Origin of the sequence: Phyllobacterium sp. YR620 (assembly GCF_900104165.1) — a bacterium.
GTDB lineage: Bacteria > Pseudomonadota > Alphaproteobacteria > Rhizobiales > Rhizobiaceae > Phyllobacterium > Phyllobacterium pellucidum.
This window is the reverse complement of record NZ_FNJP01000008.1, coordinates 12027-35470: the sequence shown is the minus strand read 5'-3', so window position 1 is coordinate 35470 and position 23444 is coordinate 12027. Positions and strand designations below refer to the sequence as shown.

The following is a 23444-nucleotide window of genomic DNA, read 5'->3' as shown; positions in this document are numbered from 1 at the left end:
ACGCCAAACGACAAACTGAGTGTTGGATATTTTAAGAAGTTCTCCACGGGAGGAGGAACGATGCATTCTCACAACGATGCGACCGGGCGCTTGACGACCCACGTGCTCGACACGGCGAGCGGCAAACCAGCCGCTGGACTCAAGGTCGATCTCTATCGCATCGAAGGCGATGCGCTGCAGCCTTTGCACAGCACCCTTACCAACGATGATGGCCGCTGCGACAGTCCATTGCTTTCGGGTGGGAGCATGCGTTCAGGGGCGTACGAGCTTCGTTTTCATGTCGGCGCCTATTTCGGCGGCAGAGAAGCGACGCCGTTTCTCGACGTCGTGCCGATCCGCTTCGGCATAGACGACGAAAAGGCCCACTATCATGTGCCGCTGCTTGTGGCGCCTTTTGCCTATTCGACCTATCGCGGGAGCTGACGCGTCATGGCTAGCAAGATCCGCAATTGCGTCCGCTTTGTTCTCAACAGCACCCTCGTCGAACTCAGCAATATCGCCGCTACCGAAACCCTGCTCGATTTCCTTCGCCTCGGCCGGAAGCTGCGTGGCACCAAGGAAGGTTGCGCGGAAGGCGATTGCGGCGCTTGCACGGTGCTCGTAGGCCGGCTGCTCGAAGGCAGGCTCAAATATGAGTCGGTCAATGCCTGTATCCGTTTCGTTGGTTCGCTCGATGGCTGCCATGTGGTGACGGTCGAGGCGCTCGCGGCAAAGGATGGCAGCCTCCATCCCGTCCAGCGCGCCATGGTCGACACGCATGCATCGCAGTGCGGGTTCTGCACGCCCGGTTTCGTCATGTCGCTTTACGGCCTCTGGATGGAAGATCCGCATCCCGGCGTCGAGGCCATCGAAAAAGCTCTGCAGGGCAATCTTTGCCGCTGCACCGGCTATGCCGCGATCATTCGCGCCGCCGAGAGCATTTCAGCGGCGGGCGATGCCAGCAAGGATCCACTCGTCACCGAACGAGCGCGCATTACGGAGCAATTGCTCGCCCTCAAGGACAACAAGCGCGTTGCCATCGGCGAAGGCAAGCAACGGCTCATTGTCCCGGCAAATGTCGACGATCTCGCTGACGTGCTCGAAGCCCATCCTGGTGCAACGATCGTTGCAGGTTCGACTGATGTCGGCCTTTGGGTGACCAAGTTCATGCGCGATATCGGTCCGGTCGTATTCCTGTCGCGGGTCGACGATTTGCGCCAGATCACAGAGGAGCCGAACCATCTCGTCCTCGGCGCGGGCGTCACCTATACCGAGGCCTATCCAGCCATCACCCGCCATTTCCCGCAGCTGAAGGAGTTGTGGAACAGGATCGGCGGCGAGCAGGTCCGCAATATGGGGACGGTGGGCGGCAACGTCGCCAATGGTTCGCCCATCGGCGATACGCCGCCCGCACTTATCGGTCTTGGCGCTGTCGTCGAACTGCGCAAGGGCAATGTCAGGCGTTCGGTTCCAATAGAGAAATACTTCATCGAGTACGGCAAACAGGATCGTACCCCTGGCGAGTTCGTCGAAGCCATTCGCATTCCACGCCTCGCGTCCGATGATTTCTTTGCCGTCTATAAGATATCGAAGCGGCTTGACGAGGACATCTCGTCCGTATGCGGCGCTTTCCGGGTCCGGCTCGACCAGCAGGGACGCGTCGAGAGTGCAGTGATCGCCTTCGGCGGCATGGCCGGTACGCCGAAGCGTGCCGCTGCAGTCGAGCAGGCTCTGGTGGGTGCGATATGGGACGAGGCATCGATTGAGGCTGCGATCCAGCAATTCCCGCAGGATTTCACGCCGCTGACGGATTGGCGCGCTTCCGCCGATTACCGGATGCTGACCGCGAAAAACCTCTTGCGGCGCTTCTATCTTGAATCCGCTGGTGAGAAGCGCGTGCGGTTGAACCGCTACGCCGTGGCTGGTTGAGGAGGATGCGATGAATTCGATACAACCGATCACAAGCATCCGTGGTGGCGTCCACGAGAAACTGCCGCATGAGTCCGGTCACAAACATGTCGCGGGTACCGCCGAATATATCGACGACATGCCCGAACCGGCTGGCACGCTCCACGCCTATCTTGGCTTGTCGCAGCGGGCACATGCCGAGATTGTCTCGATCGATCTCGATGCGGTCGCTGCCTGCGAAGGTGTAGTCGGCGTGCTTACCGCGGACGACATTCCCGGGCACAACGATGTGAGCCCTGCCGGCAAGCACGACGATCCGGTTTTTGCGGTTGGCAAGGTCGAGTTCCATGGTCAACCGATTTTCGCCGTCATCGCCGAAACCCGGCAGATGGCGCGCCAGGCCGCCACAAAGGCGAAGATAGAATATCGCGATCTGGACCACGTTACGGATGTTCTCGAGGCGGAGAGGGCCAACTATCCCCTTGTTATCGATCCGCTGAAACTCGAACGCGGCGACATTGTCGCGGCCATGTCCCAGGCAAGGAATCGCCTCGTGGGCGAGATGCGCATCGGGGGACAGGATCATTTCTATCTCGAAGGTCATATATCCTTCGCCATTCCCGGCGAGGACGACGAGGTTATCGTCTATTCCTCGACCCAGCACCCGAGCGAGACCCAGCACATGGTCGCTCACGTTCTCGGCGTCCCGTCGAATGCCGTCACGGTCAATGTGCGGCGCATGGGCGGCGGTTTCGGCGGCAAGGAAACGCAGGCCAATCTTTTTGCTGCCGCCGCAGCGATTGCTGCCAAGAAATACAACCGCGCCGTCAAGATACGCCCTGACCGCGATGACGACATGGTTGCGACCGGCAAGCGCCACGACTTCCACGTCGCCTACGAAATCGGGTTTGACGATGAAGGCCGGATCGAGGCCGTAGACGCGACCTATTCGGCCCGCTGCGGTTTCTCCGCTGATCTGTCTGGACCTGTTACGGACCGCGCGCTCTTTCATGCCGACAATTGCTATTTCTATCCGCATGTCCGGCTTCGCTCGCGCCCGTTGAAGACCAACACAGTCTCCAACACCGCGTTTCGCGGCTTCGGCGGTCCCCAGGGCATGGTCGGCGGCGAGCGCATGATCGAGGAGATCGCCTATGCGCTCGGCAAGGATCCGCTCGACATCCGCAAAGCCAATTTCTATGGCGGCGAAGGCAGGAACGTTACGCCTTACCACCAGACGGTAGAGGATAACATCATCCCGCAGATCGTGGCGGAACTCGAGGCATCGTCCGATTACGCTGCACGGCGCGCGGCCATCCTTAATTTCAACCGCGAGAGCCGCATCATTCGCAAGGGCATCGCGCTGACGCCGGTGAAATTCGGCATTTCGTTCACCAAGACCGAGTATAATCAGGCAGGCGCGCTCGTTCACGTCTATGCCGATGGCTCAATCCATCTCAACCATGGCGGCACGGAAATGGGGCAGGGGCTCTATACCAAGGTTGCGCAGGTGGTGGCGGACGAGTTCCAGGTCGATCTCGACCGCATCAAGGTGACTGCGACGACGACAGCGAAAGTGCCGAACACCTCTGCAACAGCGGCCTCGTCGGGCTCTGATCTCAACGGCATGGCTGCCGCAAATGCGGCCCAGCAGATCAAGGCGCGCCTTGTCGACTTCGCTGTCGAGAAATTTGGCGTTGCGAAGGAAGAGGTTTTCTTCGAGCCGAACACGGTGCGGGCCGGCGACAAACTCGTTCCCTTCAACGAGTTCATCAAGGCTGCCTATGGCGCGCGCGTGCAACTTTCCGCCGCCGGATTCTACAAGACGCCGAAGATACATTGGAACCGGTCCGAAGGTCGCGGCCGCCCATTCTACTATTTCGCTTACGGAGCATCGGTATCGGAAGTCAGTATCGATACCTTGACCGGGGAATATCAGGTCGACCGGACCGATGTCCTCCACGACGTCGGGCGCTCGCTTAATCCGGCGCTCGATCTTGGCCAGGTGGAAGGCGCCTTCGTGCAGGGCATGGGCTGGCTGACCACCGAGGAACTCTGGTGGGATGCCAAGGGACGGCTGCGCACCCACGCGCCATCGACCTACAAGATCCCGCTGGCCTCCGATCGACCACGCCAATTCAATGTCAACCTCGCCAGCTGGTCCGTAAACCGCGAAGAGACGATCCGCCGTTCGAAGGCAGTGGGCGAGCCGCCATTCATGCTGGCGATCTCGGTGCTGGAAGCGCTGTCGATGGCGGTGGCGAGCGTTGCGGACTATCGCCTGTCGCCGCGTCTCGACGCGCCGGCAACGCCGGAACGCGTGTTGATGGCTGTCGAGCGGTTGCGGGAAGCTGGGAGGTGATTTTCCATGCCAAGCAATCGCGACGATATCAGGGATTTCCTCAACCGGCGCAAACGTGTCGTCCTCGTTGAGGTAAAGGCGGCCGATGGTTCGACGCCGCGGGACGCCGGCGCCTGGATGCTGGTGGCGCCGGATTGCATTTTCGGCACGATCGGCGGCGGCCAGCTGGAATACATAGCCATCGATCATGCCCGCCGTGCTTTGAAGCGCGGGAGCGAGATCGAGGCGCTGACCGTGCCGCTCGGTCCCGAAATCGGCCAATGTTGCGGCGGTCGCGTTGCCCTGGACTTCAAGCCTGTCGACCGCGATGCCGCCGCCGCGCTTGTTGAAAAGGTGGACCGCGAGATCGCCCAGCGCCCGCATGTTTACGTGTTTGGCGCGGGCCATGTCGGTGATGCACTGGCCATGGCGCTTTCGCTGGTGCCGCTCCGGGTCATTCTGGTCGACACGCGCGAGGAAGAATTGTCTGCCTCAGAGGTTCCGGGTGTCGAGACCTGTCTGACCGCCATGCCTGAAGCGCTCGTGCGCGACGCGCCGGAGGGCAGCGCCTTTGTCATCCTGACCCATGATCATGCGCTCGACTTCCTCATCGCTGCCGAAGCGCTCGCCAGAAGCGACGCGTCCTATGTCGGCATGATCGGATCGAAAACGAAGCGTGCGACATTCCGCAACTGGCTGACGCGGGAAGTCGGCCGCCCAGAGGTCTTCGAGAGGCTGGTTTGCCCTGTCGGCGGTACAGCCGTCAAGGACAAGCGGCCGCCGGTCATTGCTGCGCTCGCGGCGGCGGAAGTCATGACGGCAGCGCTTAACTACCGGCAACGGAACGCCAGCGTCGCAAGCAAATTGCGCGTCCCGGCCTGACCGGTCGAGGCTTATTTCAGCATTTCCGTAACGAGACGCTGGCAGCGCTCGGTCATGAAATCGATCATCAGGCGAACCTTCGGATCCTGGAAGCGTTTGTGCGGATAGATCGCAGCAAGCTGGATGCTCGCCGGCGGCGTGTCTTCGAGGATGGGTACCAGTTCGCCGTCGTTGAGATGGCTTTTCACTTCGAAAAGCGGCTTGTTGATGATCCCGCGCCCGTCGAGCGCCCAGCGTGTCAGAACATCGCCATCGTCTGAATCATAAGGTCCGCTGACCTCGAGCTTGCGCAAGCCTTCGGGCGTCTGCAGCGTCCAATAGTACTCCTTGGACCCCGGATAGCGCAGAAGCAGGCAGTCGTGATGGTCGGCAATAAGATCATCCGGGGTCGTCGGGATTCCGCGCCTGGCAAGATATTCCGGCGAGGCGCAGATTACCCGCTCGCAATTCATGATGCCGCGCATGCGCAGGTTGGAATCCTCAAGGATACCCAGCTTGAAAGCAACGTCGACGCCCTCGCTCATGATGTCGATGTTGTGGTCGGAAAGACGCAGGCGCACTTCAATGTCGGGGTACTTGTCATGGAATTCGGGAATGCCTGACGCGATGAGCCGCCTGCCTATGCCGAGCGGGGCGGTAATTCGGATCGCGCCTTTCGGTTTCTTGGCAAGATCGGCGATGGCCGCTTCCGCCTCGTTGATCGCCTCGATGATCTTGACGGCGCCGTCGTAGAATACTCGGCCGTGTTCGGTGGGTGTCAGCTTGCGCGTGGTACGATTGAAGAGGCGCACGCCAAGATGCCGCTCCAGCTCCTTGATGCGATTGCTCGCAACGGCCGGAGAGGCGCGCTGATCGCGTCCGGCGGCAGACAGGTTTCCGAGTTCGACGACACGAACGAAAACACGAAGGTTATCAAGGTACGACATTGTTTCGCACAACCCCTACACTGCCCATTGATCTAGCATTTTAAAGTTTTTTTTGAAAGAGATGGGTGCATTAGCCGGTTTCCTCTTGGCATAGGCTTTGGCACATACTCTTCCGACTAAAAGGGAGAGCCACATGTACGAATACGCCGTCGCCTGGGAATGGTTGAATTTCGCCTTCCGCTGGTTGCATGTCATCACCGGTATCGCGTGGATCGGCTCGTCTTTCTATTTCGTCGCGCTCGATCTTGGCCTGCGTCAGCGTCCCGGGCTTCCGGCCGGGGCCTATGGCGAAGAGTGGCAGGTGCACGGCGGCGGCTTCTACCATATCCAGAAATATCTGGTTGCGCCGGCTCAAATGCCCGAGCATGTGACCTGGTTCAAATGGGAATCCTATGCAACCTGGCTGTCGGGCTTCGCGATGCTTTGCATCGTTTATTATGCCGGAGCCGACCTCTATCTGATCGACCCGCACGTCCTTGACGTATCGCGTCCGGTCGCTATTGCGATTTCGCTCGCCTCGATTTTCGGCGGCTGGGTCGTTTATGACACCATCTGCAAGTCGCCGCTCGGCCGCAACGACACGCGGCTGATGGTTCTGCTCTATTTCGTTCTCGTCTTCATGGCCTGGGGCTATACGCACCTCTTCACAGGACGCGCGGCCTTCCTGCATCTCGGCGCCTTCACGGCGACGATCATGTCGGCCAACGTCTTCATGATCATCATTCCCAACCAGAAGAAGGTCGTTGCGGACCTGATCGCCGGCAAGACTCCGGATCCGGCGCTGGGCAAACAGGCCAAGCAGCGTTCCACCCACAACAACTACCTGACGTTGCCGGTGCTGTTCCTGATGCTGTCGAACCACTATCCGCTGGCATTCGGCACGAAATACAATTGGATCATCGCCTCGCTGGTCTTCCTGATGGGCGTCACCATCCGCCATTGGTTCAACACACGCCATGCCCGCAAGGGCGAGCCGACCTGGACGTGGCTGGCAACGGCAATTCTCTTCATCATCATCATGTGGCTCTCCACCGTACCCAAGGTTCTGTCGGGCGAGAGCGCGGAAGAAAAGCTCTCCGCCGTGCAGCAGCCATTCGTCAGTGCCGAAGCCTTTCCAAAGGTTCGTGACACGGTGCTTGGCCGCTGCGCGATGTGCCACGCAAAGGAACCCGGCTGGGAGGGCATCATAACAGCGCCCAAGGGCGTGGTGCTTGAATCGGACGGGCAGATCGCCGCCCATGCCCGGGAGATTTATCTGCAAGCCGGCCGCTCGCATGCCATGCCGCCCGCCAATGTCAGCGGTATTACCGACGAGGAACGCAAGCTCCTCGTCTCCTGGTATGAGAGTGCCGTCAAGGGAGGAACCGTTCAGTGAACAAGCTCATTTTGCGCGGTCGTGTGCTGACATTCGTCGAGGAGCCCACCAGCATCGACGATCAGTCGGCCTATAATTATTTCGAAGATGGCGCGGTCCTGGTCGAGGACGGCAAGATCGTCGATGTCGGCGAATATGCCGCCATCGCCCCGGTTGCTGCCGATGCCAAGATCGTCGATCACCGCCCCAATCTTATCATGCCGGGCTTCATCGATACCCATCTGCACTTTCCGCAGACGCAGGCGATTGCCTCGTACGGCGCGCAGCTGCTCGAATGGCTCAACACCTATATTTTTGTCGAGGAACAGAAATTCTCGTCGACCGCCCACGCGGATTTCATCGCGGGACGGTTCATGGACGAATTGCTGCGCAACGGCACGACCTCGGCTGTGGCCTATTGCTCGGTGCACCGCGAAAGCGTCGATGCCTATTTTACGGCAGCCGAACAGCGTGGCATGCTGATGATCGGCGGCAAGGTGATGATGGATCGCAATGCGCCCGACGCGCTCCGCGACACGCCGCAGTCGGGCTATGACGATACCAAGGCGTTGATCGCCAAATGGCATGGACGCGGCCGCGCGCATTATGCCATCAGCCCGCGCTTTGCCATTACGTCGACGCCCTGGCAGATGGAAATGAGCCAGGCCCTGGTGCGCGAACATCCCGAATGCTATGTGCAGACGCACCTTTCGGAAAACCGCGACGAGATCGCGTTGGCGACCTCGCTCTATCCGTCGGCCAAGAACTACACCGATATTTACGCCGGATACGGCCTTCTCGGCGAAAAAATGCTTCTCGGCCATTGCATCTTCCTGTCGGATCGCGAAATTTCCGTGCTCGCCGAAACGAAGTCGGTCGCCGTTTTTTGTCCTACCTCAAATCTGTTCCTCGGCAGCGGCCTCTTTGACCGAGACCGCTTCCGCTCGCTCGGCGCACGCATTTCTGTCGCGACCGATGTCGGCGGCGGTACAAGCTTCTCGATGCTGGAGACGATGAGCGAGGCATACAAGGTGCTGCACGTGCAGGGCCAGCGTCTGTCGCCATTCGCGTCCTACTACATGATGACGCTCGGCAATGCCCGCGCGCTCGGTCTCGAAGACCGCATCGGATCCCTCCGGACCGGAGGCGATGCCGATATCGTCGTTCTTGACAGCAAGGCGAAGCCTGCGATGGAACTGCGCATGCGCACGGCAACGACGCTTGCCGAAGAGCTCTTCATTTTGCAGACGATGGGCGATGACCGCTCGGTCGCCGAAGTCTATGTCGCTGGCAAGCCGATGAAGAGCAGGATCGACACGGCCACGCCGCAGGCTAAGGCTCGGGCCTTGCCGGAGCTGCAGACCGCGTAGGCAGGTGCGGACGGGCCCTATAGTTCGTCCGGTCGGCGTCCGCCCATCGCCTTTGTCAATTCATCCGCTGTACGGCGTATGACGGGCCCGAGCAGGTTGAGCTTCTCCTTGGGCAGGCGGACGGCGGGACCCGATACCGAAATCCCGGCAATGGCTTCGCCATGTTCATTGAAAAGTGGCGCAGCGATGCAGCGCATCCCGAGCGTGTGTTCCTCGTCGTCGATCGACCAGCCGCGCGTACGGATGTGCTGGATATCTTTCAAGAGTGCCGGCAGCGTATCGAGCGTATGTGCTGTGAAGTGCGCGAGCGCCTTGCCTGTGAGCGCCTGGGCAATATCGGTATCTGACCAGGTCGAAAGAATTGCCTTGCCTATTCCCGACGCATGAATTGGCCCGCGCCGTCCGGGACGGAAGAAAGCCCGCATCGGCGCATGGCTTTCGATCTGCGAAATGAAGACGACGTCACCTTCATCCTCGATGCCGACATTGGCTGTTTCGCCGCATTCGTCCATCAGCCGCTTGAGAAAGGGGCGGCTGATTGAACCCAGCTTGCGATAACGCAGAAAAGCGTTGCCGATCTCGAAGGCGCCAACGCCAATCGTCCAGTCACCTGATTCCAGATCATGGGTGAGCATGCCGTGATTGGCCAGCGAGGTCAGCAGCCGGTGGACAGTCGATGGCGCCATGCCGGTATGGTCCGCGAGATCCATCAGGGTCGACCCGTCCGCATCCGCGATGAGCTTGAGTAAGTGCAAGCTTCGATCCAAGACCTGAACGGAAGACGGCGCCGCGTTCTCATTCGCCTTGCGTCCCCGTTTCCCCTTCAATGACGTGCCCTGCAAAGCCATGATCGCTGCGTGTCCCGTTTCGTGTGCCCTCATGTGCCATAGCTGCGCGCAGCCTATTTTACCAGTTTTATTGAAAATCTTTATTTCCATATGATGGAAGTGATTTCCATATTTTGGTTGTGAAGTGTCAGATATGGATTATGCTCTCATTGAATTTGGAGGAATGACAATGACAAAAATGCGTGCCGTCGATGCAGCAGTCCGTATTCTGGAAAAGGAGGGGATCGATTGCGCCTTTGGCGTACCGGGAGCTGCAATCAATCCGTTCTATTCCGCGCTGAAGGCGCAGGGCACTGTCCGCCACATCCTTGCGCGCCACGTCGAAGGCGCGTCGCACATGGCCGAGGGATACACCCGAGCGGAACATGGCAATATCGGTGTGTGCATCGGCACGTCAGGTCCAGCCGGAACCGACATGATCACCGGCCTCTATTCCGCTTCGGCCGATTCGATCCCGATCCTGTGCATTACCGGGCAGGCGCCGCGGGCCCGCCTCGACAAAGAGGACTTCCAGGCCGTCGATATTGCCTCGATCGCCAAGCCTGTCACGAAGTGGGCGGTGACGGTCATGGAGCCAGGCCTCGTTCCTTACGTTTTCCAGAAGGCCTTCCATATCATGCGATCGGGTCGTCCAGGTCCGGTGCTGATCGATCTGCCGATCGACGTGCAGCTGGCGGAGATCGAGTTCGATCCCGACACCTACGAACCGCTCGAAGCCTATAAGCCGGCAGCAACGCGGGCGCAGGTCGAAAAGGCATTGACGATGCTCAACCAGGCCGATCGGCCGCTGATCGTTGCCGGCGGAGGGATTATCAACGCCGACGCTTCCGACCTTCTGGTGGAGTTCGCCGAGATTGCTGGTGTTCCGGTCATCCCGACGCTGATGGGCTGGGGCACGATCCCGGACGATCATCCACTGATGGCCGGCATGTGCGGCCTGCAGACCTCGCATCGTTACGGCAATGCGACCATGCTCGCCTCCGACTTCGTGCTCGGCATCGGCAATCGCTGGGCGAACCGGCATACCGGCAACGTCTCGACCTATACGGAGGGACGCAAGTTCGTCCATGTCGATATCGAGCCGACCCAGATCGGTCGCGTTTTCTCGCCGGATTTCGGTATCGTTTCCGATGCAGGCAAGGCGCTGAAGCTGTTTCTCGACGTTGCGACTGAATGGAAAGCGGCTGGAAAGTTGCGTGATTGGTCGGCCTGGGCAGAGGAATGCCGCGGCCGCAAGCGTACCATGCTGCGCAAGACCCATTTCGACCAGACGCCGCTGAAGCCGCAGCGTGTCTACGAGGAAATGAACAAGGTGTTCGGCCGCGAGACCTGCTACGTGACGACCATCGGTCTCAGCCAGATCGCCGGCGCCCAGTTCCTGCACGTCTACAAGCCGCGCAATTGGATCAATTGCGGCCAGGCGGGCCCGCTCGGCTGGACCCTTCCGGCAGCACTCGGCGTGCGTGCGGCCGATCCAGATCGTCCGATCGTTGCGCTCTCCGGCGATTACGATTTTCAGTTCATGATCGAAGAGCTCGCAGTCGGCGCACAGCACAAGCTGCCATACCTGCACGTCGTCGTGAACAATTCCTATCTCGGCCTGATCCGTCAGGCGCAGCGCGGCTTCGACATGGATTTCGAAGTGAGCCTCGCCTTCGACAATATCAATGCGTCAGGCGATGCCGAGAAGGGTTACGGCGTCGATCATGTCGCGGTCGCCGAAGGTCTCGGCTGCAAGGCGATCCGGGTCCGCAGCCCCAATCAGTTCGCCGAGGCTTTCCAGGAGGCGCAGGCGCTGATGGACGAGCACCGGGTTCCTGTGGTGATCGAGTTCATCCTCGAACGCGTGACCAATGTCGCAATGGGTCCCGATATCAACGCTGTCGTCGAGTTCGAAGACCTTGCCGAACGCAATGAGGACGTGCCGACTGCGGTTGCCGCCTATCTCGACTGAACCTGCAATTTCATTTCTTCAGGAGGCATGAATGCCTAGATTTGCCGCCAATCTGACGATGCTTTTCAACGAAGTGCCGTTTCTCGAGCGTTTCGCGCTTGCAAGCGAAGCCGGCTTTGAAGCCGTCGAATACCTCTTTCCCTACGACTATAATGTCGAGGAGCTGAAACAGGTCCTCGCCGACAACAATCTTGTCCAGGTTCTGCATAATCTTCCGGCCGGCAACTGGGCGGCCGGGGAGCGCGGCATTGGCGTTCTCCCGGACCGCATCGACGAGTTCCGGAGGGGCGTTGCGACGGCAATCGACTATGCGACGGCGCTAGGCTGCAAGCACATCAACTGCCTTGCCGGCATCGCTCCTAATGGCCTTTCCGAAGATGCGCTGCGCACCACTTTCGTGCACAATCTTCGCCTGGCCGCTCAGGAACTCGCGAAATACGATATTCGACTGCTGATCGAACCGATCAACACCTACGACATTCCGGGGTTCTACCTCAATACGGTCGAACAGGCGGCCGCAATCATCGAAGAAGTCGGAAGCGACAACCTTTTTATCCAGTATGACCTCTATCACCAGCAGCGGACGCGCGGCGAACTCGTCGCAACGTATGAGCGCTACAAGCAACTGATCGCCCACGTTCAGCTGGCCGACAATCCCGGTCGTCACGAGCCGGGCACCGGAGAGATCAATTATCCCTTCGTCTTCAAGGCGCTCGATGCAGCCGGCTACGACGGCTGGATCGGCTGCGAATACAAACCAAAAACGGAAACGCAACGCGGGCTTGGCTGGCTGAACGAAACATCAGCTGCCTACAAGCAGGCGGATATCATCAGGATGAGGAGCTGAGTAAATGGCTGACATAGGTTTCATTGGATTGGGTATCATGGGCACGCCGATGGCGCGCCACCTGCAGGACGCGGGGCATGTGCTCTACACGTCGAAATTCTTCATCGCCCCGAAGCAGGAACTCATCGACAATGGTCTCAAGATCGTCGAGAGCCCCAAGGCGCTTGCCAAAAAAACCGACATTATCATCCTGATGCTCCCGGACACGCCGGAAGTGAAGGACGTTCTTTTTGGTGAGAACGGCGTCGTCCTCGGGTTGAAGCCGGGCAAGCTCGTCATCGACATGAGTTCGATCTCGCCGATCGAAACCAAGGAGTTTGCCAAAAAGGTGCGCGAGACGGGCAGCGAATACATCGATGCCCCGGTGTCGGGCGGCGAGGTCGGCGCCAAGGGTGCAACGCTCAGCATCATGGCCGGCGGCTCGCAGGAAGCTTTCGACCGCGCGCTGCCGCTCTTCGAGCTGATGGGCAAGAACATTACGCTGGTCGGGGATTGCGGCGATGGGCAGGTGACCAAGGTTGCCAACCAGATCATCGTTGCCCTGACCATCGAGGCGGTTTCGGAAGCGCTGGTCCTTGCCTCCAAGGCGGGGGCAGACCCGGCCCGGGTGCGCGAGGCGCTGATGGGCGGTTTTGCCTCGTCGCGTATCCTCGAAGTGCATGGCGATCGCATGATCAAGCGCACCTTCGATCCGGGTTTCCGTATCTCGCTGCATCAGAAGGACCTCAATCTCGCTCTGCAGAGCGCGAAAACCCTGGGCGTTTCCCTGCCCAACACGGCCTCGACGCAGGAACTCTTCAACAGTTGCGCGGCCAATGGCGACAGCGGCCTCGACCATTCGGGTCTCGTTCGAGCGCTCGAGCGCATTGCGAATCACGAGGTCGCCTGAGACCTGGATCTTGGGGAGGAGGGAGGCTCGCTATCTTTGCGGTAGCGGGCCTTTTCGCTAATCCCACTTTGCGCCGTCGAAGGCGTCTAGCGGTATCTTCAGATAACGCTTTCCGTTCGATTCCGGCGCCGGCAGTCGGCCGCCATTGATGTTGACCTGCAGCGCCGCAAGGATCAGTCGCGGCATAGGTAAGGTCTTGTCCCGCGCCGTGCGCATCGCGACGAAATCAGCGGCGTCTCGGCATTTGGCTATATGCGTATTGCTCGCCTTCTGTGCGGCGACCGTACTTTCCCAAAGCGGTTCGCGTCCCCCTGGTTGATAGTCGTGGCCAACGAAAATACGCGTCTCATCCGGCAATGCGAGAATCGCCTGGATCGATTGCCACAATTGTTCGGCGCTGCCGCCTGGAAAATCCGTGCGGGCGGTGCCGCTGTCCGGCATGAACATTGTGTCGTGGATAAAGGCTGCATCGCCGATGACATAGGTGATCGAGGCCAGCGTGTGACCCGGCGAGAACATAACGCGTCCGTTCAGGGCACCGATGTTGAAGCCTTCGCCCGCCGCAAACAGCTTGTCCCATTGCGAGCCGTCGGCGCGAAAGTCCGGCCAGTTGTAAAGCTTCTTCCATAGCTCCTGGACCTCGACGACGTGGTCGCCGATTGCCGTTGGCGCGCCGGTTTTCGATCGGAGATATTGAGCGGCGGAAAAATGATCGGCATGGGGATGGGTGTCGAGGATCCAATCGACCTTCAGGCTGTTCCGGTCGATATATTCCAGGAGTTGATCGGCATTGAACGATGCGGTTGAACCCGATTTTTCGTCGAAATCCAGCACCGGGTCGATGATGGCGCAATGCTTCGTCGACGGATCGCTGACCACATACTGGACTGAACTGGTTCGCTTGTCGAAAAGCGCGTAGACGACCGGTTTCAAGGCGGCCTCTTTCATTGTTGCGATTCCCCCGTGAAGGTGGGACCAAGTGTCTCCGGTTTCGACGCGAAAAGTCAATCACCTCCAAGGGTTGTAGATCGCGAGCGACCCTGTTGCCAAGCACACCTTAGAAACGCTAACTGATGCCTGCCCGCGGGCGTCTCCCGGCGCAACATCGCTGCCAAACTTCATCTGTAAGGTTCCATTCCATGGCCAATGAAGCCACTCCGAAAATTCTCTGTGTGGGCGCGCTCACCATGGACACGATCTTCCGGTTGGACCGGCTGCCGCCCGGGCCCGGAAAGTATATTCCCCTGGAGGCGGTCGAAATTGCTGCCGGCATGGCATCGAGTGCAGCGGCCAGCATCGCGCGGCTAGGCGGCAGCGTCTCGTTGTTCGCCTCGACGGGCGATGACGAGATCGGGCGGCGCGCCGTCGCCGAACTCACCGCCGAGGGCGTCGATTGCTCGCACGTGCGCAGCGTTGCCGATGCCCGTTCGGCGTTCTCTTCGATATTCGTCGACGCGGCGGGCGAACGGGTGATCGTTCCCTATTACGATGCAGGATTGCTCTCCGCCCCGAGTGAAATCCCGCCGGTTATCGAAGGCACCTTCGACGTTGTGATGACGGATGTTCGCTGGCCGCTTGCGGCGGCAAAGGTCCTGAAGGCCGCACGCGAGGCTGAGGTCCATGGTATTCTCGACGCCGACACCGCGTCACTCGAAACGCTGGAAATGCTGCTGCCGCTCGCCTCGCATATCGTGGCTTCCGAGCCCGCCGCCGAACGAGTGACGGGCGAAACCGATCCCGAAAAGGCGACCGTTGCGCTTGCCGCCCTTTATGGCCGCGATGGCGCATTTGTGTCGGTGACTGCGGGTGACAAAGGCTCGTTCTGGTACGATGAACTTGAAGGGGAGGTGCGCCATATGCCCGCCTTCGAGGTGGATGTCGTCGATACGCTCGCTGCGGGCGACGTGTTCCACGGCACCTTTGCCTGGGCACTGTCGCGCAACTATCCAATCTATCAGATCATGCGCTTTGCCAGCGCCGCGGCTGCAATCAAGTGTTCCCGCTTCGGCGGCAGAATCGGCGCGCCGACGAAAGCCGAACTCGACGCCTTCCTGACCTAGACGGGCACATTGGGGGCCGGCGCGGGACGAATCTGTCCAATCGATTAAGCTCTATCCTAATCAGCCGCCAATTTCGCTGACTAAAAAGTCAGGACAGACACGTTGACTTTCAACTAACATGTTAGTATGTCTCTAGTGAGCAATGAGATTGGGAGAAGCAGGTGTCTCGGGCTGAACGATTTGGACTTTCCGCAGCATTGACCATGCCTTTTGACGCCGACATGCGAATCGACGTGCCGAAGGCACTCGCGCATGCGCAGGATTGTCTCGGCCGTGGCTGCCGCAGTGTTACCCTCTTCGGCACGACGGGAGAGGGCTCCTCGATCGGTTATGATGAGCGCGGTAATGTCATTCGTGCATTTATCGAAGGTGGGCTGGAGCCGTCGCAGATCATTGTCGGCGTGATGGCCAATTCGTATGTCGATGCTGCTGCGCAGTCTCGGCTTGCTCTTGATGCCGGGTGCCGCGGTGTATTGCTCGCTCCGCCGTCCTACTTCAAGAACGTCAGTGACGATGGGCTCTTCGACTGGTTCTCGGCCGTGTTCAAGGAAATAGGTGCGGGCCTACGCGGGATTATCATCTACAATATCCCGTCGGTCACCGCTGTCGAAATTTCGGTCGCGTTGGTCTCCCGTTTGCGCGAAGCGTTTCCCGGTGCGATCGCCGGTGTCAAGGATTCCTCGGGCAACTGGACCTATACCCAGGCACTTCTTGCCAAGCACAAGGATCTCGCCATCCTGATCGGTGACGAACGCACCCTGGCCGCAGCGGTTCGGCTCGGCGCGCAAGGGTCGATTTCAGGCATGGCCAATCTCTATCCTGACCGGCTGCTGCCGCTCATCGAAGAGGGCCGCGACGATCCGGCTGTTATCGAAGCTGTCGAAGAGATTTTGAAGTTTCCGGTCGTGCCTGCGGTGAAGGCCATTCTGGCGCATCATAATCAGGACGATGCTTGGCGCCGGACGCGAGCGCCACTGCAGGGCCTTTCGGATACGGACGCCAAGCGGGTCACCGGCATTTTCGACCGCTTGTTTATTGCTGCCGCTGCGTAATAAGGAGTAACTGAGGGCTCGGGGGACGGAGATCGCGCATGGATGATGGCAACGAACCGGTGAGACTGCGAGAAAAAGCCTATGCAAGTTTCACGGAGCATCTCCTTGCCCGCGATATCAGTCCAGGGCAGTTCGTCTCACAACGCCAACTCGTGGCGATGACGGGCATGCCGCTCGGCGCGATTCGGGAACTGGTGCCGCGGCTTGAGGCCGAAGGTCTCGTCCGGACCATACCGCAGCGCGGCATACAGATCGCGCATATCGATATCAACCTGATCCGGGAGGCTTTTCAATTTCGCCTGTTCATGGAGAAGGAGGCGATTGCCGTCTTTTGCGTTTCCGCGTCCGAGGAACTTCTGGCGAAGCTGCGCAAGGAGCATGAGGATACGCTTGAAGAGGCCCTGCAGAACAGGGAAACCCCGGAACTTGAACTGCGCGCTCAGGCCATAGACTGGGACCTGCATGAAACGATAATCGATTCACTCGATAACGGGATCATTTCGCGGGCCTATCGGATCAATGCGATCAAGATGCGGCTCATCAACCAGGAGCGGTTCCGCATCACCGGCCGGGTCATTCCGGTCATGCGCGAACATCTCGCGGTGCTGACTGCGATCGAGAGCCGCGATCCGCCGACAGCAATGGAAGCGATAGCCGTGCACATCAACAATGCGAGGAATCTTGCATTGAAGGTTTGAAAGCCCGACACCGGCAATGGGAGTTGCCCCGTCGAAAAACGACACGAGGAGGAGACAATGAGCATGAAATTCCTGAACCCGACACGCCGGCAGTTCCTGGCAGGTTCGGCAGCGCTCGGCGCTGCAAGCATGACCGGCCTGAAGCCCGCATTCGCCAATGTCGACTGGAAGAAATTCGCCGGCACGACACTCGAGGTGAACCTGATCAAGAGCCCGCGCGGCGATATCCTGCAGAAATACCAGAAGGAATTCGAGGAATTGACCGGCATCAAGGTCAATTCCGAACAGACGCCGGAACAGCAGCAGCGCCAGAAGGCGGTGATTGAGCTCACCTCCGGCAAGCCGAGCTTCGACGTCATCCACATCAGCTATCACGTGCAGAAGCGCCAGTTTGAAAAGGGTGGATGGCTGGCTGACCTTACTCCGTTTCTCAAGGATCCAAGCCTTACCGAACCGAGCCTTACCGAGAGCGATTTCGCCGAAGCTGGCCTCGCCTTCGCAAAGGATCAAAATGGCCGTTTCGGCGGGCTCCCCTTTTCCGTCGATTACTGGATTCTCTATTGGAACAAGGACCTCTTTGCAGCGAAGGGCGTCGAGTATCCGAAGACGTTTGACGAACTCGTTGCAGCGGCCGAAAAGCTCACCGATGCGGCAAGCGGAACCTATGGTTTCGTCGCGCGCGGCATGAAGAACGCCAACACCCCCGTCTGGGCGAGCCTGATGCTCGGCTATGGCAAGAGCACCGTGGAAAACGGAACCCTGCAGACCGATACGCCCGAAGCGATCGAAGCGGCCGCCTTGTACCAGCGGCTGATGACCAAATCGGCACCCCCCGGCGTCACCGGTTTCAACTGGGCGGAGTGCCAGTCAAGCTTCCTCCAGGGCAAGGTCGCCATGTGGCTCGATGGTATCGGTTTTGCACCGCCGCTCGAAAACCCGCAGAAATCGCGCGTCGTCGGCAAGGTCGGCTACGGCGTCATGCCCAAGGGACCGAATGCCCAGGCTGCGCCGACATTCGGCGACGGCATTGGCGTGACGGAAGGCTCGTCAAACAAGGAAGCCGCCTACCTCTATTGCCAATGGGCAATCTCGAAGGAGATGGGTGCACGCTTGCTGCAGACGGGTTCCGGCGTCCCATTCCGCAACTCCATCCTCAACGACCCAGAAGTGCGCAAGAACGTAACCATGCCGCAGGATTGGGTCACGGCGCTTTCGGAATCGGCCAAGGTCAGCAAGCTCTGTCTGCCCGTCATCATCCCCGTCACCGAATTCCGCGATGTGATGGGTGTCGGACTGACCAATCTGCTCGGCGGCGCCGATCCCGCAACTGAATTGAAGCGCGCCACGGAGGAGTTCCGTCCCGTCCTCGCGCGCAGCGAAAGCTAGGCGAAGTCGTCATGACAACAGCTGCACCGACAATGACCCGTCTTGCGCAAGATGCCAAAGCGAAGAAAGGCAAGAGCCGGCTCAAGCCGAGCTATTGGCCCTTTGTCGTGCCGGCATTGGTCATTGTCGGGGCGGTCATCATTTTCCCCTGGGTGTTCACCCTTTGGATGAGCGCCAATGAGTGGCATCTCGGCGGTGACCAGCGCTTTGTTGGCTTCGCCAACTTCGCCCGCATCGCCGGTGACCAGCGCTTCTGGGAGTCCATGGTTCACACGGTGGTCTACACCGTCTTGTCGGTTGTGGCCCCTCTGGTTCTTGGCACGATTGCCGCCCTGGTCTTTGACAGCAAACTGCCGATGCGCGGCCTATTGCGCGGTATCTTCGTCATGCCGATGATGGCAACGCCCGTTGCAATCGCGCTGGTGTGGACCATGATGTTCCACCCGCAGCTCGGCGTCCTCAATTATCTTCTGTCGCTCGTCGGCATCGGACCGCAGGAATGGATCTTCAACCAGAACACGGTGATACCGTCGCTGGTTCTTGTCGAAACCTGGCAGTGGACGCCGCTCGTCATGCTCATCGTTCTCGGCGGTCTCGCAGCCATGCCGCGCGACCCCTTCGAGAGCGCTGAAATCGACGGCGCCAATGGCTGGCAGAAGTTTCGCTATATCACGCTGCCGATGATCCTCCCGTTCATGATGGTGGCCGTGATTATCCGCTCGATCGATGCGCTCAAAAGCTTCGACATCATCTTTGCCATGACGCAGGGCGGCCCCGGAACCGCATCGGAAACTATCAATATCTATCTCTACAATGTGGCCTTTGCCTATTACGACATTGGCTACGGTTCGGCGCTCGCCGTCGTGTTTTTCATCGTCATCATCACAATGTCGCTGGCTCTACTTTATCTGCGCCAGCGGACAAAGTGGAATAGCTGAGGAGACCGTTGATGGCCCGCCGCCGCCTGCTGAAGTCCCTCGGAACCGCCCTTGTCGTGTTCGTCATCGTTTCGCCCGCGATCTTCTTCTTTCTGTGGATGCTGTCGCTTTCGCTGAAATATGAAATCGACAACGGCGCCTATCCTCCGATCTTCATTCCGGAGAATTTTGCCTGGTCAAATTACACAGAGATCTTTGCGACAAATGATTTCCTGCACTATTTCTGGAACAGTCTGCTGGTGACAGGTACGGCGACGTTGCTTGCGCTGCTTGTCGGGGTGCCGGCCGGCTATGGCATCGCCCGACTGCGGGCAAACAAGGCAGCCATCGTCGTCATGATCGCGCGCATGACGCCGGGACTTTCCTATCTCATTCCACTGTTTCTCCTGTTCCAAACCCTCGGGCTGCTCGGAACGCTGTGGCCGCAGATCATCATTCATCTCGTGGTGACGGTTCCGATCGTGATCTGGATCATGATCGGCTATTTCGAGACGACGCCGATGGAGCTCGAAGAGGCGGCAATGATCGACGGCGCGACGTCCTGGCAGGTATTTCGCATGGTGGCCCTGCCGATTGCCAAGCCCGGCATCGTCGTGTCGCTCATCCTCGCGGTTATCTTCTCCTGGAACAACTTCGTCTTCGGCATTGTGCTTGCCAGCCGCGAGACGCGGACTTTGCCCGTCGCTGTCTACAATATGCTTTCATTTGAGCAGGTAAGTTGGGGACCGCTTGCGGCCGCCGCCTTTATCGTGACCTTGCCGGTTCTGCTGCTCACCGTTTTTGCGCAACGCCAGATCATCGCCGGGCTTACCGCCGGCGCGGTCAAGGGCGGCTGATTATCCAAGGAGGGTCGCATGGCCTCGGTCTCCATCAAAGACGTCACCAAGACGTACGGTAATGTTAATGTCATGCACGGCGTTTCCGTCGATATCGATGACGGTGAATTTGTCATTCTCGTCGGGCCGTCCGGCTGCGGGAAGTCGACGCTTCTGCGCATGATTGCCGGCCTGGAGGAGATCACCGGCGGCGAAATCGCCATCGGCGATCGCGTGGTCAACGACCTGCCTGCGAAGGAACGCGACATTGCCATGGTATTCCAGAACTACGCGCTCTATCCGCACATGACGGTCGCCGATAATATGGGCTTTGCGCTCATGCTCAAGAATGCGCCGAAGCAGGAAAAGGCGAGCCGCGTCGGCCGCGCCGCTGAAATTCTCGGGCTCGAGAAGCTGCTTGACCGGTTTCCGCGTCAGCTTTCGGGTGGCCAGCGCCAGCGTGTGGCCATGGGCCGGGCCATCGTGCGTGATCCGCAAGTTTTTCTATTCGACGAACCGCTTTCGAATCTCGATGCCAAGCTTCGTGTACAGATGCGCAGCGAGATAAAGAGCCTGCACCAGCGCCTCGGCACGACCATTGTCTATGTGACGCACGACCAGATCGAAGCCATGACCATGGCCGACAAGATCGTGGTCATGAAGGACGGGTTGGTCGAACAGATCGGCACGCCGCTCGACCTTTACGACTATCCGGCGAACCTTTTTGTTGCCGGCTTTATTGGTTCCCCGGCCATGAACTTTATCAGGGGCAAGGTCGAAGGCGACGCTTTCGTAACGAGTGATGGTGTGCGACTACCGCTGCCGAAGGGCACGGAGAGAGCGTCTTCCGATGAGGCCATCTACGGCATTCGCCCGGAGCACATAAAGGTCGCATCCGAGGGCGTCGCAGTAAAGGTGGACGTCGTGGAACCGACCGGATCGGAAATCATGGTGGTGGGCAGCATAGGCGATCAGGAGATCAACTGCCTCTTCCGCGAACGACTCTCGATCCGGCCCGGAGATGTGCTTACGGTCTCGATTGACCCTGCACATGCCCATCTCTTTGACGCGAGCAACGGAATGCGCATCGGCAGGCCCATTGCCCATCAGGGTCGTCCCGGTTGAAAGCGGAATAACGCCCCAAGCCTGTTCTCGCTGTCCCAATTGAAGGTGATCATGAGATTAAGCAAACTGACCACCGAAGCCCATTACAAAGCGGCGCTTCAGAACGTTTTGCAGGCGCACACGGCGTTGGCCTTGGCAAAGCTGGAGGAAATCAAGCGGTCGATCCCGGCCAAAGTAGGCCGGCTTGAGATCGGAATTCATCCCGGGCAAGACGAGGACGGCTTCTTTGGGGTTATGGTTCATTTGGATGGCCCGGATCTTTACGTCCTCAATAAAGCCATTGAGGCACACCGTTCGCTGTTCGAGGTTCGGTATCTAGATGGTCGTGTGCAACCGGACGTTTTGACATGCGACCCAGGCGAACCGTCATTCTCTATCAACGATGCCATAGTGGATACCTGCATGGATTGGGTTGAAGATTTGTGGCAGCAACTTGGGGGTGTCGGGTTGCCAGCGTTGGTTTACGGCGAGGAGGGATACGGCTCTAAAGGGAACGTCACCCTGCTTCCTTGAATGCACGTTGTTTCGCTAAACGCCGTACCGCTCCACACGGATGGAGCCGGCGGGTGTACCGGCCGCGACCAGTGCGTCGGCAGCGGTGGTGACGAATGCATTGGAGCCGCAGACAAACGTTTGCTTGGGCGAAGCCGGAAGGCGGGCCAAGGTTTCCGTGACGATGGATGCATCGATGCGACGGGTATAGTGGTTTGCGCGCGCCACCGGCTCGCGCGTCAGGGCAAGCGCCAAGTCGAAATTGTTTTCTGACTCGGCAAGGGCAAGCAGTTCATCACGGAAAATCAGTTCATCCCAGCTTCGCGCCGAATAGAGAAGAAGCGCCGGGATAGTCGAAGTCCGCGCCTTTCGATGGCGCAGCATGGAGACGAGGGGCACGACGCCGGAGCCGCCGCCGACCAGCAATACCGGCCCGCCATCAGTGACGGTCCAGATGAAGTGTCCGCCGATCGGCCCGCGCAATTCGATCTCGTCGCCGATCTGCGCCACGTCATGAAAAAAGGTCGATACCTCGCCGTCATCGAGCCGCTCGATGGCAAGCTCGATCGTTGCGCCGCTATCGGGAGTAGAGGCGATGGAATAGCTTCGCTGCGTTTGATAGCCGTCCGGCGCGCTCAGCCGGACATCGACGTGTTGGCCGGCCGTGTAGACAAAGGGTACGGACGGAGCGAAGAAAAAGCTGCTGACGCGGGCTGTCTGGCGCACGACCCCGGTTATGGTCGCCGTTTGCCATTCAACCCGCGCGTTCGCCGATTGGTCCTGCACGGTTCAGGCCCTAATCGCCGGTGTAACGCTGTTCGCGCCACGGATCACCATAGATGTGATAGCCGCGCAATTCCCAGAAGCCAGGTTCGTCGCGCGCCGTAAACTGCAGGCCGTTGATCCATTTTGCCGACTTCCAGAAATAAAGGTGCGGCACGAGCAGCCGCGCTGGTCCGCCATGATCAGCGGTCAGCGGCTTGCCGTCGTAGGACGTTGCGATCATCGCCCTGCCACCGGTAAGATCCTTGACCGGCACGTTCGTCGTATAGCCGTCGTAGCCATGCGCGAGAAGAAAGTCGGTGGGCGGTTCGAGATTGGCTTCGGCAAGGATATCGTCGATGAGCACGCCTTGCCAATGGGTATCGAGCTTCGACCAGGCGGTCACGCAATGAATGTCGCGGGTAAGCTTCGTTTGCGGCAGCGCGTTGAACTCGTCCCAGTTCCAGGAGATGACCGGCTTCGGTCCAACTTTGAGGGTGAACTTCCAATCTTCTGTGCGAACCCGCGGCGTTGGACCGGCAGAAAGAACCGGAAAATCTTCTGTCAGCGATTGCCCCGGCGGGACGCGATCCTTGATTTCAGGGGATTGCCCCCGGCCCGTAAAGCCGCGTGTCGTCATGTCTGCTGTCTCCTTCGATTTATAAGAACACAGCTTCCAGCCGCGGCCAAGTGCGCGGCATCAACCGTGCCGCGCATCCATGCGCAAGTGTTCTGAAAAGCGATCAAATAATGCAAGTGGCGACGTGCAAGTCCCACGGTTTGCGATAATAGGGACGTCGAACGACCGATCAAAATGA

At 59.3% G+C, this 23444-nt stretch carries 22 protein-coding genes; 17 read left to right on the top strand and 5 right to left on the bottom strand.

The genetic code is table 11. The features are described from left to right. Positions 1 to 60: 60 nt before the first annotated feature. From uraH to xdhC, 4 genes are read left to right on the top strand one after another with little or no spacing between them, the layout of a single operon-like run. Positions 61 to 423 (top strand): hydroxyisourate hydrolase, encoded by a 363-nt coding sequence (uraH, locus tag BLR72_RS21015; protein ID WP_027232851.1) that lies wholly within the window; start codon positions 61 to 63, stop codon positions 421 to 423. Between the two features lie 6 nt (positions 424 to 429). Then, positions 430 to 1908 (top strand): xanthine dehydrogenase small subunit, encoded by a 1479-nt coding sequence (gene xdhA, locus BLR72_RS21010; RefSeq protein ID WP_091951735.1) that lies wholly within the window; start codon positions 430 to 432, stop codon positions 1906 to 1908. A 10-nt stretch (positions 1909 to 1918) separates the two neighbouring features. Further along, positions 1919 to 4249 carry a xanthine dehydrogenase molybdopterin binding subunit gene (gene xdhB, locus BLR72_RS21005; protein ID WP_091951733.1) on the top strand — a complete coding sequence of 777 codons (2331 nt, stop codon included), beginning with the start codon at positions 1919 to 1921 and terminating at the stop codon, positions 4247 to 4249. Between the two features lie 6 nt (positions 4250 to 4255). Beyond that, positions 4256 to 5110, top strand: coding sequence for a xanthine dehydrogenase accessory protein XdhC (gene xdhC, locus BLR72_RS21000; RefSeq protein ID WP_091951731.1), 855 nt, complete (start codon positions 4256 to 4258; stop codon positions 5108 to 5110). Between the two features lie 11 nt (positions 5111 to 5121). On the opposite strand, the gene BLR72_RS20995 is transcribed toward xdhC, so the two are convergent. Then, positions 5122 to 6036 carry a LysR family transcriptional regulator gene (locus BLR72_RS20995; RefSeq protein ID WP_027232847.1) on the bottom strand — a complete coding sequence of 305 codons (915 nt, stop codon included), beginning with the start codon at positions 6034 to 6036 and terminating at the stop codon, positions 5122 to 5124. Positions 6037 to 6169: 133 nt separating this feature from the next. On the opposite strand from BLR72_RS20995, the gene BLR72_RS20990 reads away from it, so the two are divergent. Together BLR72_RS20990 and guaD are read left to right on the top strand one after the other, a co-directional pair. Beyond that, on the top strand, positions 6170 to 7411 hold the full coding sequence (locus BLR72_RS20990; RefSeq protein WP_091951729.1) for a urate hydroxylase PuuD: 1242 nt from the start codon (positions 6170 to 6172) through the stop codon (positions 7409 to 7411). Next, positions 7408 to 8760 (top strand): guanine deaminase, encoded by a 1353-nt coding sequence (gene guaD / locus BLR72_RS20985; protein WP_091951727.1) that lies wholly within the window; start codon positions 7408 to 7410, stop codon positions 8758 to 8760. The genes BLR72_RS20990 and guaD overlap by 4 nt, the downstream gene beginning before the upstream one ends. Positions 8761 to 8777: 17 nt before the next feature. Here guaD and BLR72_RS20980 read toward each other — a convergent pair whose 3' ends face one another. Beyond that, positions 8778 to 9608, bottom strand: a complete 831-nt coding sequence (locus BLR72_RS20980; protein ID WP_091951968.1) for an IclR family transcriptional regulator — start codon at positions 9606 to 9608, stop codon at positions 8778 to 8780. 169 nt (positions 9609 to 9777) lie between these two features. Between BLR72_RS20980 and gcl the strand changes: the two genes are divergently transcribed. The 3 genes from gcl to BLR72_RS20965 are packed head-to-tail and all read left to right on the top strand — an operon-like array spanning position 9778 to position 13298. Further along, the gene (gene gcl / locus BLR72_RS20975) at positions 9778 to 11562 is read left to right on the top strand and encodes a glyoxylate carboligase (protein ID WP_091951965.1); all 1785 of its coding nucleotides are present in this window, start codon (positions 9778 to 9780) and stop codon (positions 11560 to 11562) included. Positions 11563 to 11593: 31 nt separating this feature from the next. Next, positions 11594 to 12409, top strand: a complete 816-nt coding sequence (hyi, locus tag BLR72_RS20970) for a hydroxypyruvate isomerase (RefSeq protein WP_091951725.1) — start codon at positions 11594 to 11596, stop codon at positions 12407 to 12409. Positions 12410 to 12413: 4 nt separating this feature from the next. Next, the gene (locus BLR72_RS20965; protein ID WP_091951723.1) at positions 12414 to 13298 is read left to right on the top strand and encodes a 2-hydroxy-3-oxopropionate reductase; all 885 of its coding nucleotides are present in this window, start codon (positions 12414 to 12416) and stop codon (positions 13296 to 13298) included. Positions 13299 to 13355: 57 nt separating this feature from the next. On the opposite strand, the gene BLR72_RS20960 is transcribed toward BLR72_RS20965, so the two are convergent. Continuing rightward, entirely contained in the window at positions 13356 to 14246 is an 891-nt protein-coding gene (locus BLR72_RS20960; RefSeq protein WP_091951721.1) for an MBL fold metallo-hydrolase, read from the bottom strand. 191 nt (positions 14247 to 14437) lie between these two features. Here BLR72_RS20960 and BLR72_RS20955 point away from each other — a divergent pair, with 191 nt between their 5' ends. From BLR72_RS20955 to BLR72_RS20920, 8 genes are all read left to right on the top strand, one after another. Further along, the gene (locus tag BLR72_RS20955) at positions 14438 to 15358 is read left to right on the top strand and encodes a PfkB family carbohydrate kinase (protein ID WP_091951719.1); all 921 of its coding nucleotides are present in this window, start codon (positions 14438 to 14440) and stop codon (positions 15356 to 15358) included. A gap of 161 nt (positions 15359 to 15519) precedes the next feature. Continuing rightward, positions 15520 to 16410, top strand: a complete 891-nt coding sequence (locus BLR72_RS20950; RefSeq protein ID WP_091951717.1) for a dihydrodipicolinate synthase family protein — start codon at positions 15520 to 15522, stop codon at positions 16408 to 16410. Between the two features lie 38 nt (positions 16411 to 16448). Next, on the top strand, positions 16449 to 17108 hold the full coding sequence (locus BLR72_RS20945) for a GntR family transcriptional regulator (RefSeq protein WP_091951715.1): 660 nt from the start codon (positions 16449 to 16451) through the stop codon (positions 17106 to 17108). A gap of 57 nt (positions 17109 to 17165) precedes the next feature. Next, entirely contained in the window at positions 17166 to 18494 is a 1329-nt protein-coding gene (locus tag BLR72_RS20940; RefSeq protein WP_175492428.1) for an ABC transporter substrate-binding protein, read from the top strand. Between the two features lie 32 nt (positions 18495 to 18526). Continuing rightward, positions 18527 to 19432, top strand: a complete 906-nt coding sequence (locus BLR72_RS20935) for a carbohydrate ABC transporter permease (protein ID WP_244506793.1) — start codon at positions 18527 to 18529, stop codon at positions 19430 to 19432. An 11-nt stretch (positions 19433 to 19443) separates the two neighbouring features. Further along, a complete protein-coding gene (locus BLR72_RS20930; protein ID WP_027232834.1) occupies positions 19444 to 20268 on the top strand; it encodes a carbohydrate ABC transporter permease in 825 nt (274 codons plus the stop codon). Between the two features lie 18 nt (positions 20269 to 20286). Beyond that, entirely contained in the window at positions 20287 to 21372 is a 1086-nt protein-coding gene (ugpC, locus tag BLR72_RS20925) for an ABC transporter ATP-binding protein (protein ID WP_091951711.1), read from the top strand. Positions 21373 to 21423: 51 nt separating this feature from the next. Beyond that, complete coding sequence (locus tag BLR72_RS20920) at positions 21424 to 21885, top strand: DUF6389 family protein (protein WP_091951709.1); 462 nt, start codon at positions 21424 to 21426, stop codon at positions 21883 to 21885. A 15-nt stretch (positions 21886 to 21900) separates the two neighbouring features. Here BLR72_RS20920 and BLR72_RS20915 read toward each other — a convergent pair whose 3' ends face one another. Both BLR72_RS20915 and BLR72_RS20910 read right to left on the bottom strand, forming a co-directional pair. Beyond that, positions 21901 to 22650, bottom strand: a complete 750-nt coding sequence (locus tag BLR72_RS20915) for a ferredoxin reductase (protein ID WP_091951707.1) — start codon at positions 22648 to 22650, stop codon at positions 21901 to 21903. Positions 22651 to 22660: 10 nt separating this feature from the next. After that, positions 22661 to 23266, bottom strand: coding sequence for a sulfite oxidase-like oxidoreductase (locus tag BLR72_RS20910; RefSeq protein WP_091951705.1), 606 nt, complete (start codon positions 23264 to 23266; stop codon positions 22661 to 22663). Between the last annotated feature and the right edge of the window lie 178 nt (positions 23267 to 23444).

Bases quoted from the DNA above. Each gene is read 5' to 3' on its own strand.
- xdhB (WP_091951733.1), top strand. From the start codon at position 1,919: ATGAATTCGATACAACCGATCACAAGCATCCGTGGTGGCGTCCACGAG.
- BLR72_RS20955 (WP_091951719.1), top strand. From the start codon at position 14,438: ATGGCCAATGAAGCCACTCCGAAAATTCTCTGTGTGGGCGCGCTCACC.
- xdhA (WP_091951735.1), top strand. From the start codon at position 430: ATGGCTAGCAAGATCCGCAATTGCGTCCGCTTTGTTCTCAACAGCACC.
- xdhC (WP_091951731.1), top strand. From the start codon at position 4,256: ATGCCAAGCAATCGCGACGATATCAGGGATTTCCTCAACCGGCGCAAA.
- BLR72_RS20930 (WP_027232834.1), top strand. From the start codon at position 19,444: ATGGCCCGCCGCCGCCTGCTGAAGTCCCTCGGAACCGCCCTTGTCGTG.
- BLR72_RS20965 (WP_091951723.1), top strand. From the start codon at position 12,414: ATGGCTGACATAGGTTTCATTGGATTGGGTATCATGGGCACGCCGATG.
- gcl (WP_091951965.1), top strand. From the start codon at position 9,778: ATGACAAAAATGCGTGCCGTCGATGCAGCAGTCCGTATTCTGGAAAAG.
- BLR72_RS20940 (WP_175492428.1), top strand. From the start codon at position 17,166: ATGAGCATGAAATTCCTGAACCCGACACGCCGGCAGTTCCTGGCAGGT.
- ugpC (WP_091951711.1), top strand. From the start codon at position 20,287: ATGGCCTCGGTCTCCATCAAAGACGTCACCAAGACGTACGGTAATGTT.
- BLR72_RS20935 (WP_244506793.1), top strand. From the start codon at position 18,527: ATGACCCGTCTTGCGCAAGATGCCAAAGCGAAGAAAGGCAAGAGCCGG.
- BLR72_RS20920 (WP_091951709.1), top strand. From the start codon at position 21,424: ATGAGATTAAGCAAACTGACCACCGAAGCCCATTACAAAGCGGCGCTT.
- BLR72_RS20980 (WP_091951968.1), bottom strand. From the start codon at position 9,608: ATGGCTTTGCAGGGCACGTCATTGAAGGGGAAACGGGGACGCAAGGCG.
- BLR72_RS20990 (WP_091951729.1), top strand. From the start codon at position 6,170: ATGTACGAATACGCCGTCGCCTGGGAATGGTTGAATTTCGCCTTCCGC.
- BLR72_RS20945 (WP_091951715.1), top strand. From the start codon at position 16,449: ATGGATGATGGCAACGAACCGGTGAGACTGCGAGAAAAAGCCTATGCA.
- uraH (WP_027232851.1), top strand. From the start codon at position 61: ATGCATTCTCACAACGATGCGACCGGGCGCTTGACGACCCACGTGCTC.
- BLR72_RS20960 (WP_091951721.1), bottom strand. From the start codon at position 14,246: ATGAAAGAGGCCGCCTTGAAACCGGTCGTCTACGCGCTTTTCGACAAG.
- hyi (WP_091951725.1), top strand. From the start codon at position 11,594: ATGCCTAGATTTGCCGCCAATCTGACGATGCTTTTCAACGAAGTGCCG.
- BLR72_RS20995 (WP_027232847.1), bottom strand. From the start codon at position 6,036: ATGTCGTACCTTGATAACCTTCGTGTTTTCGTTCGTGTCGTCGAACTC.
- BLR72_RS20910 (WP_091951705.1), bottom strand. From the start codon at position 23,266: ATGACGACACGCGGCTTTACGGGCCGGGGGCAATCCCCTGAAATCAAG.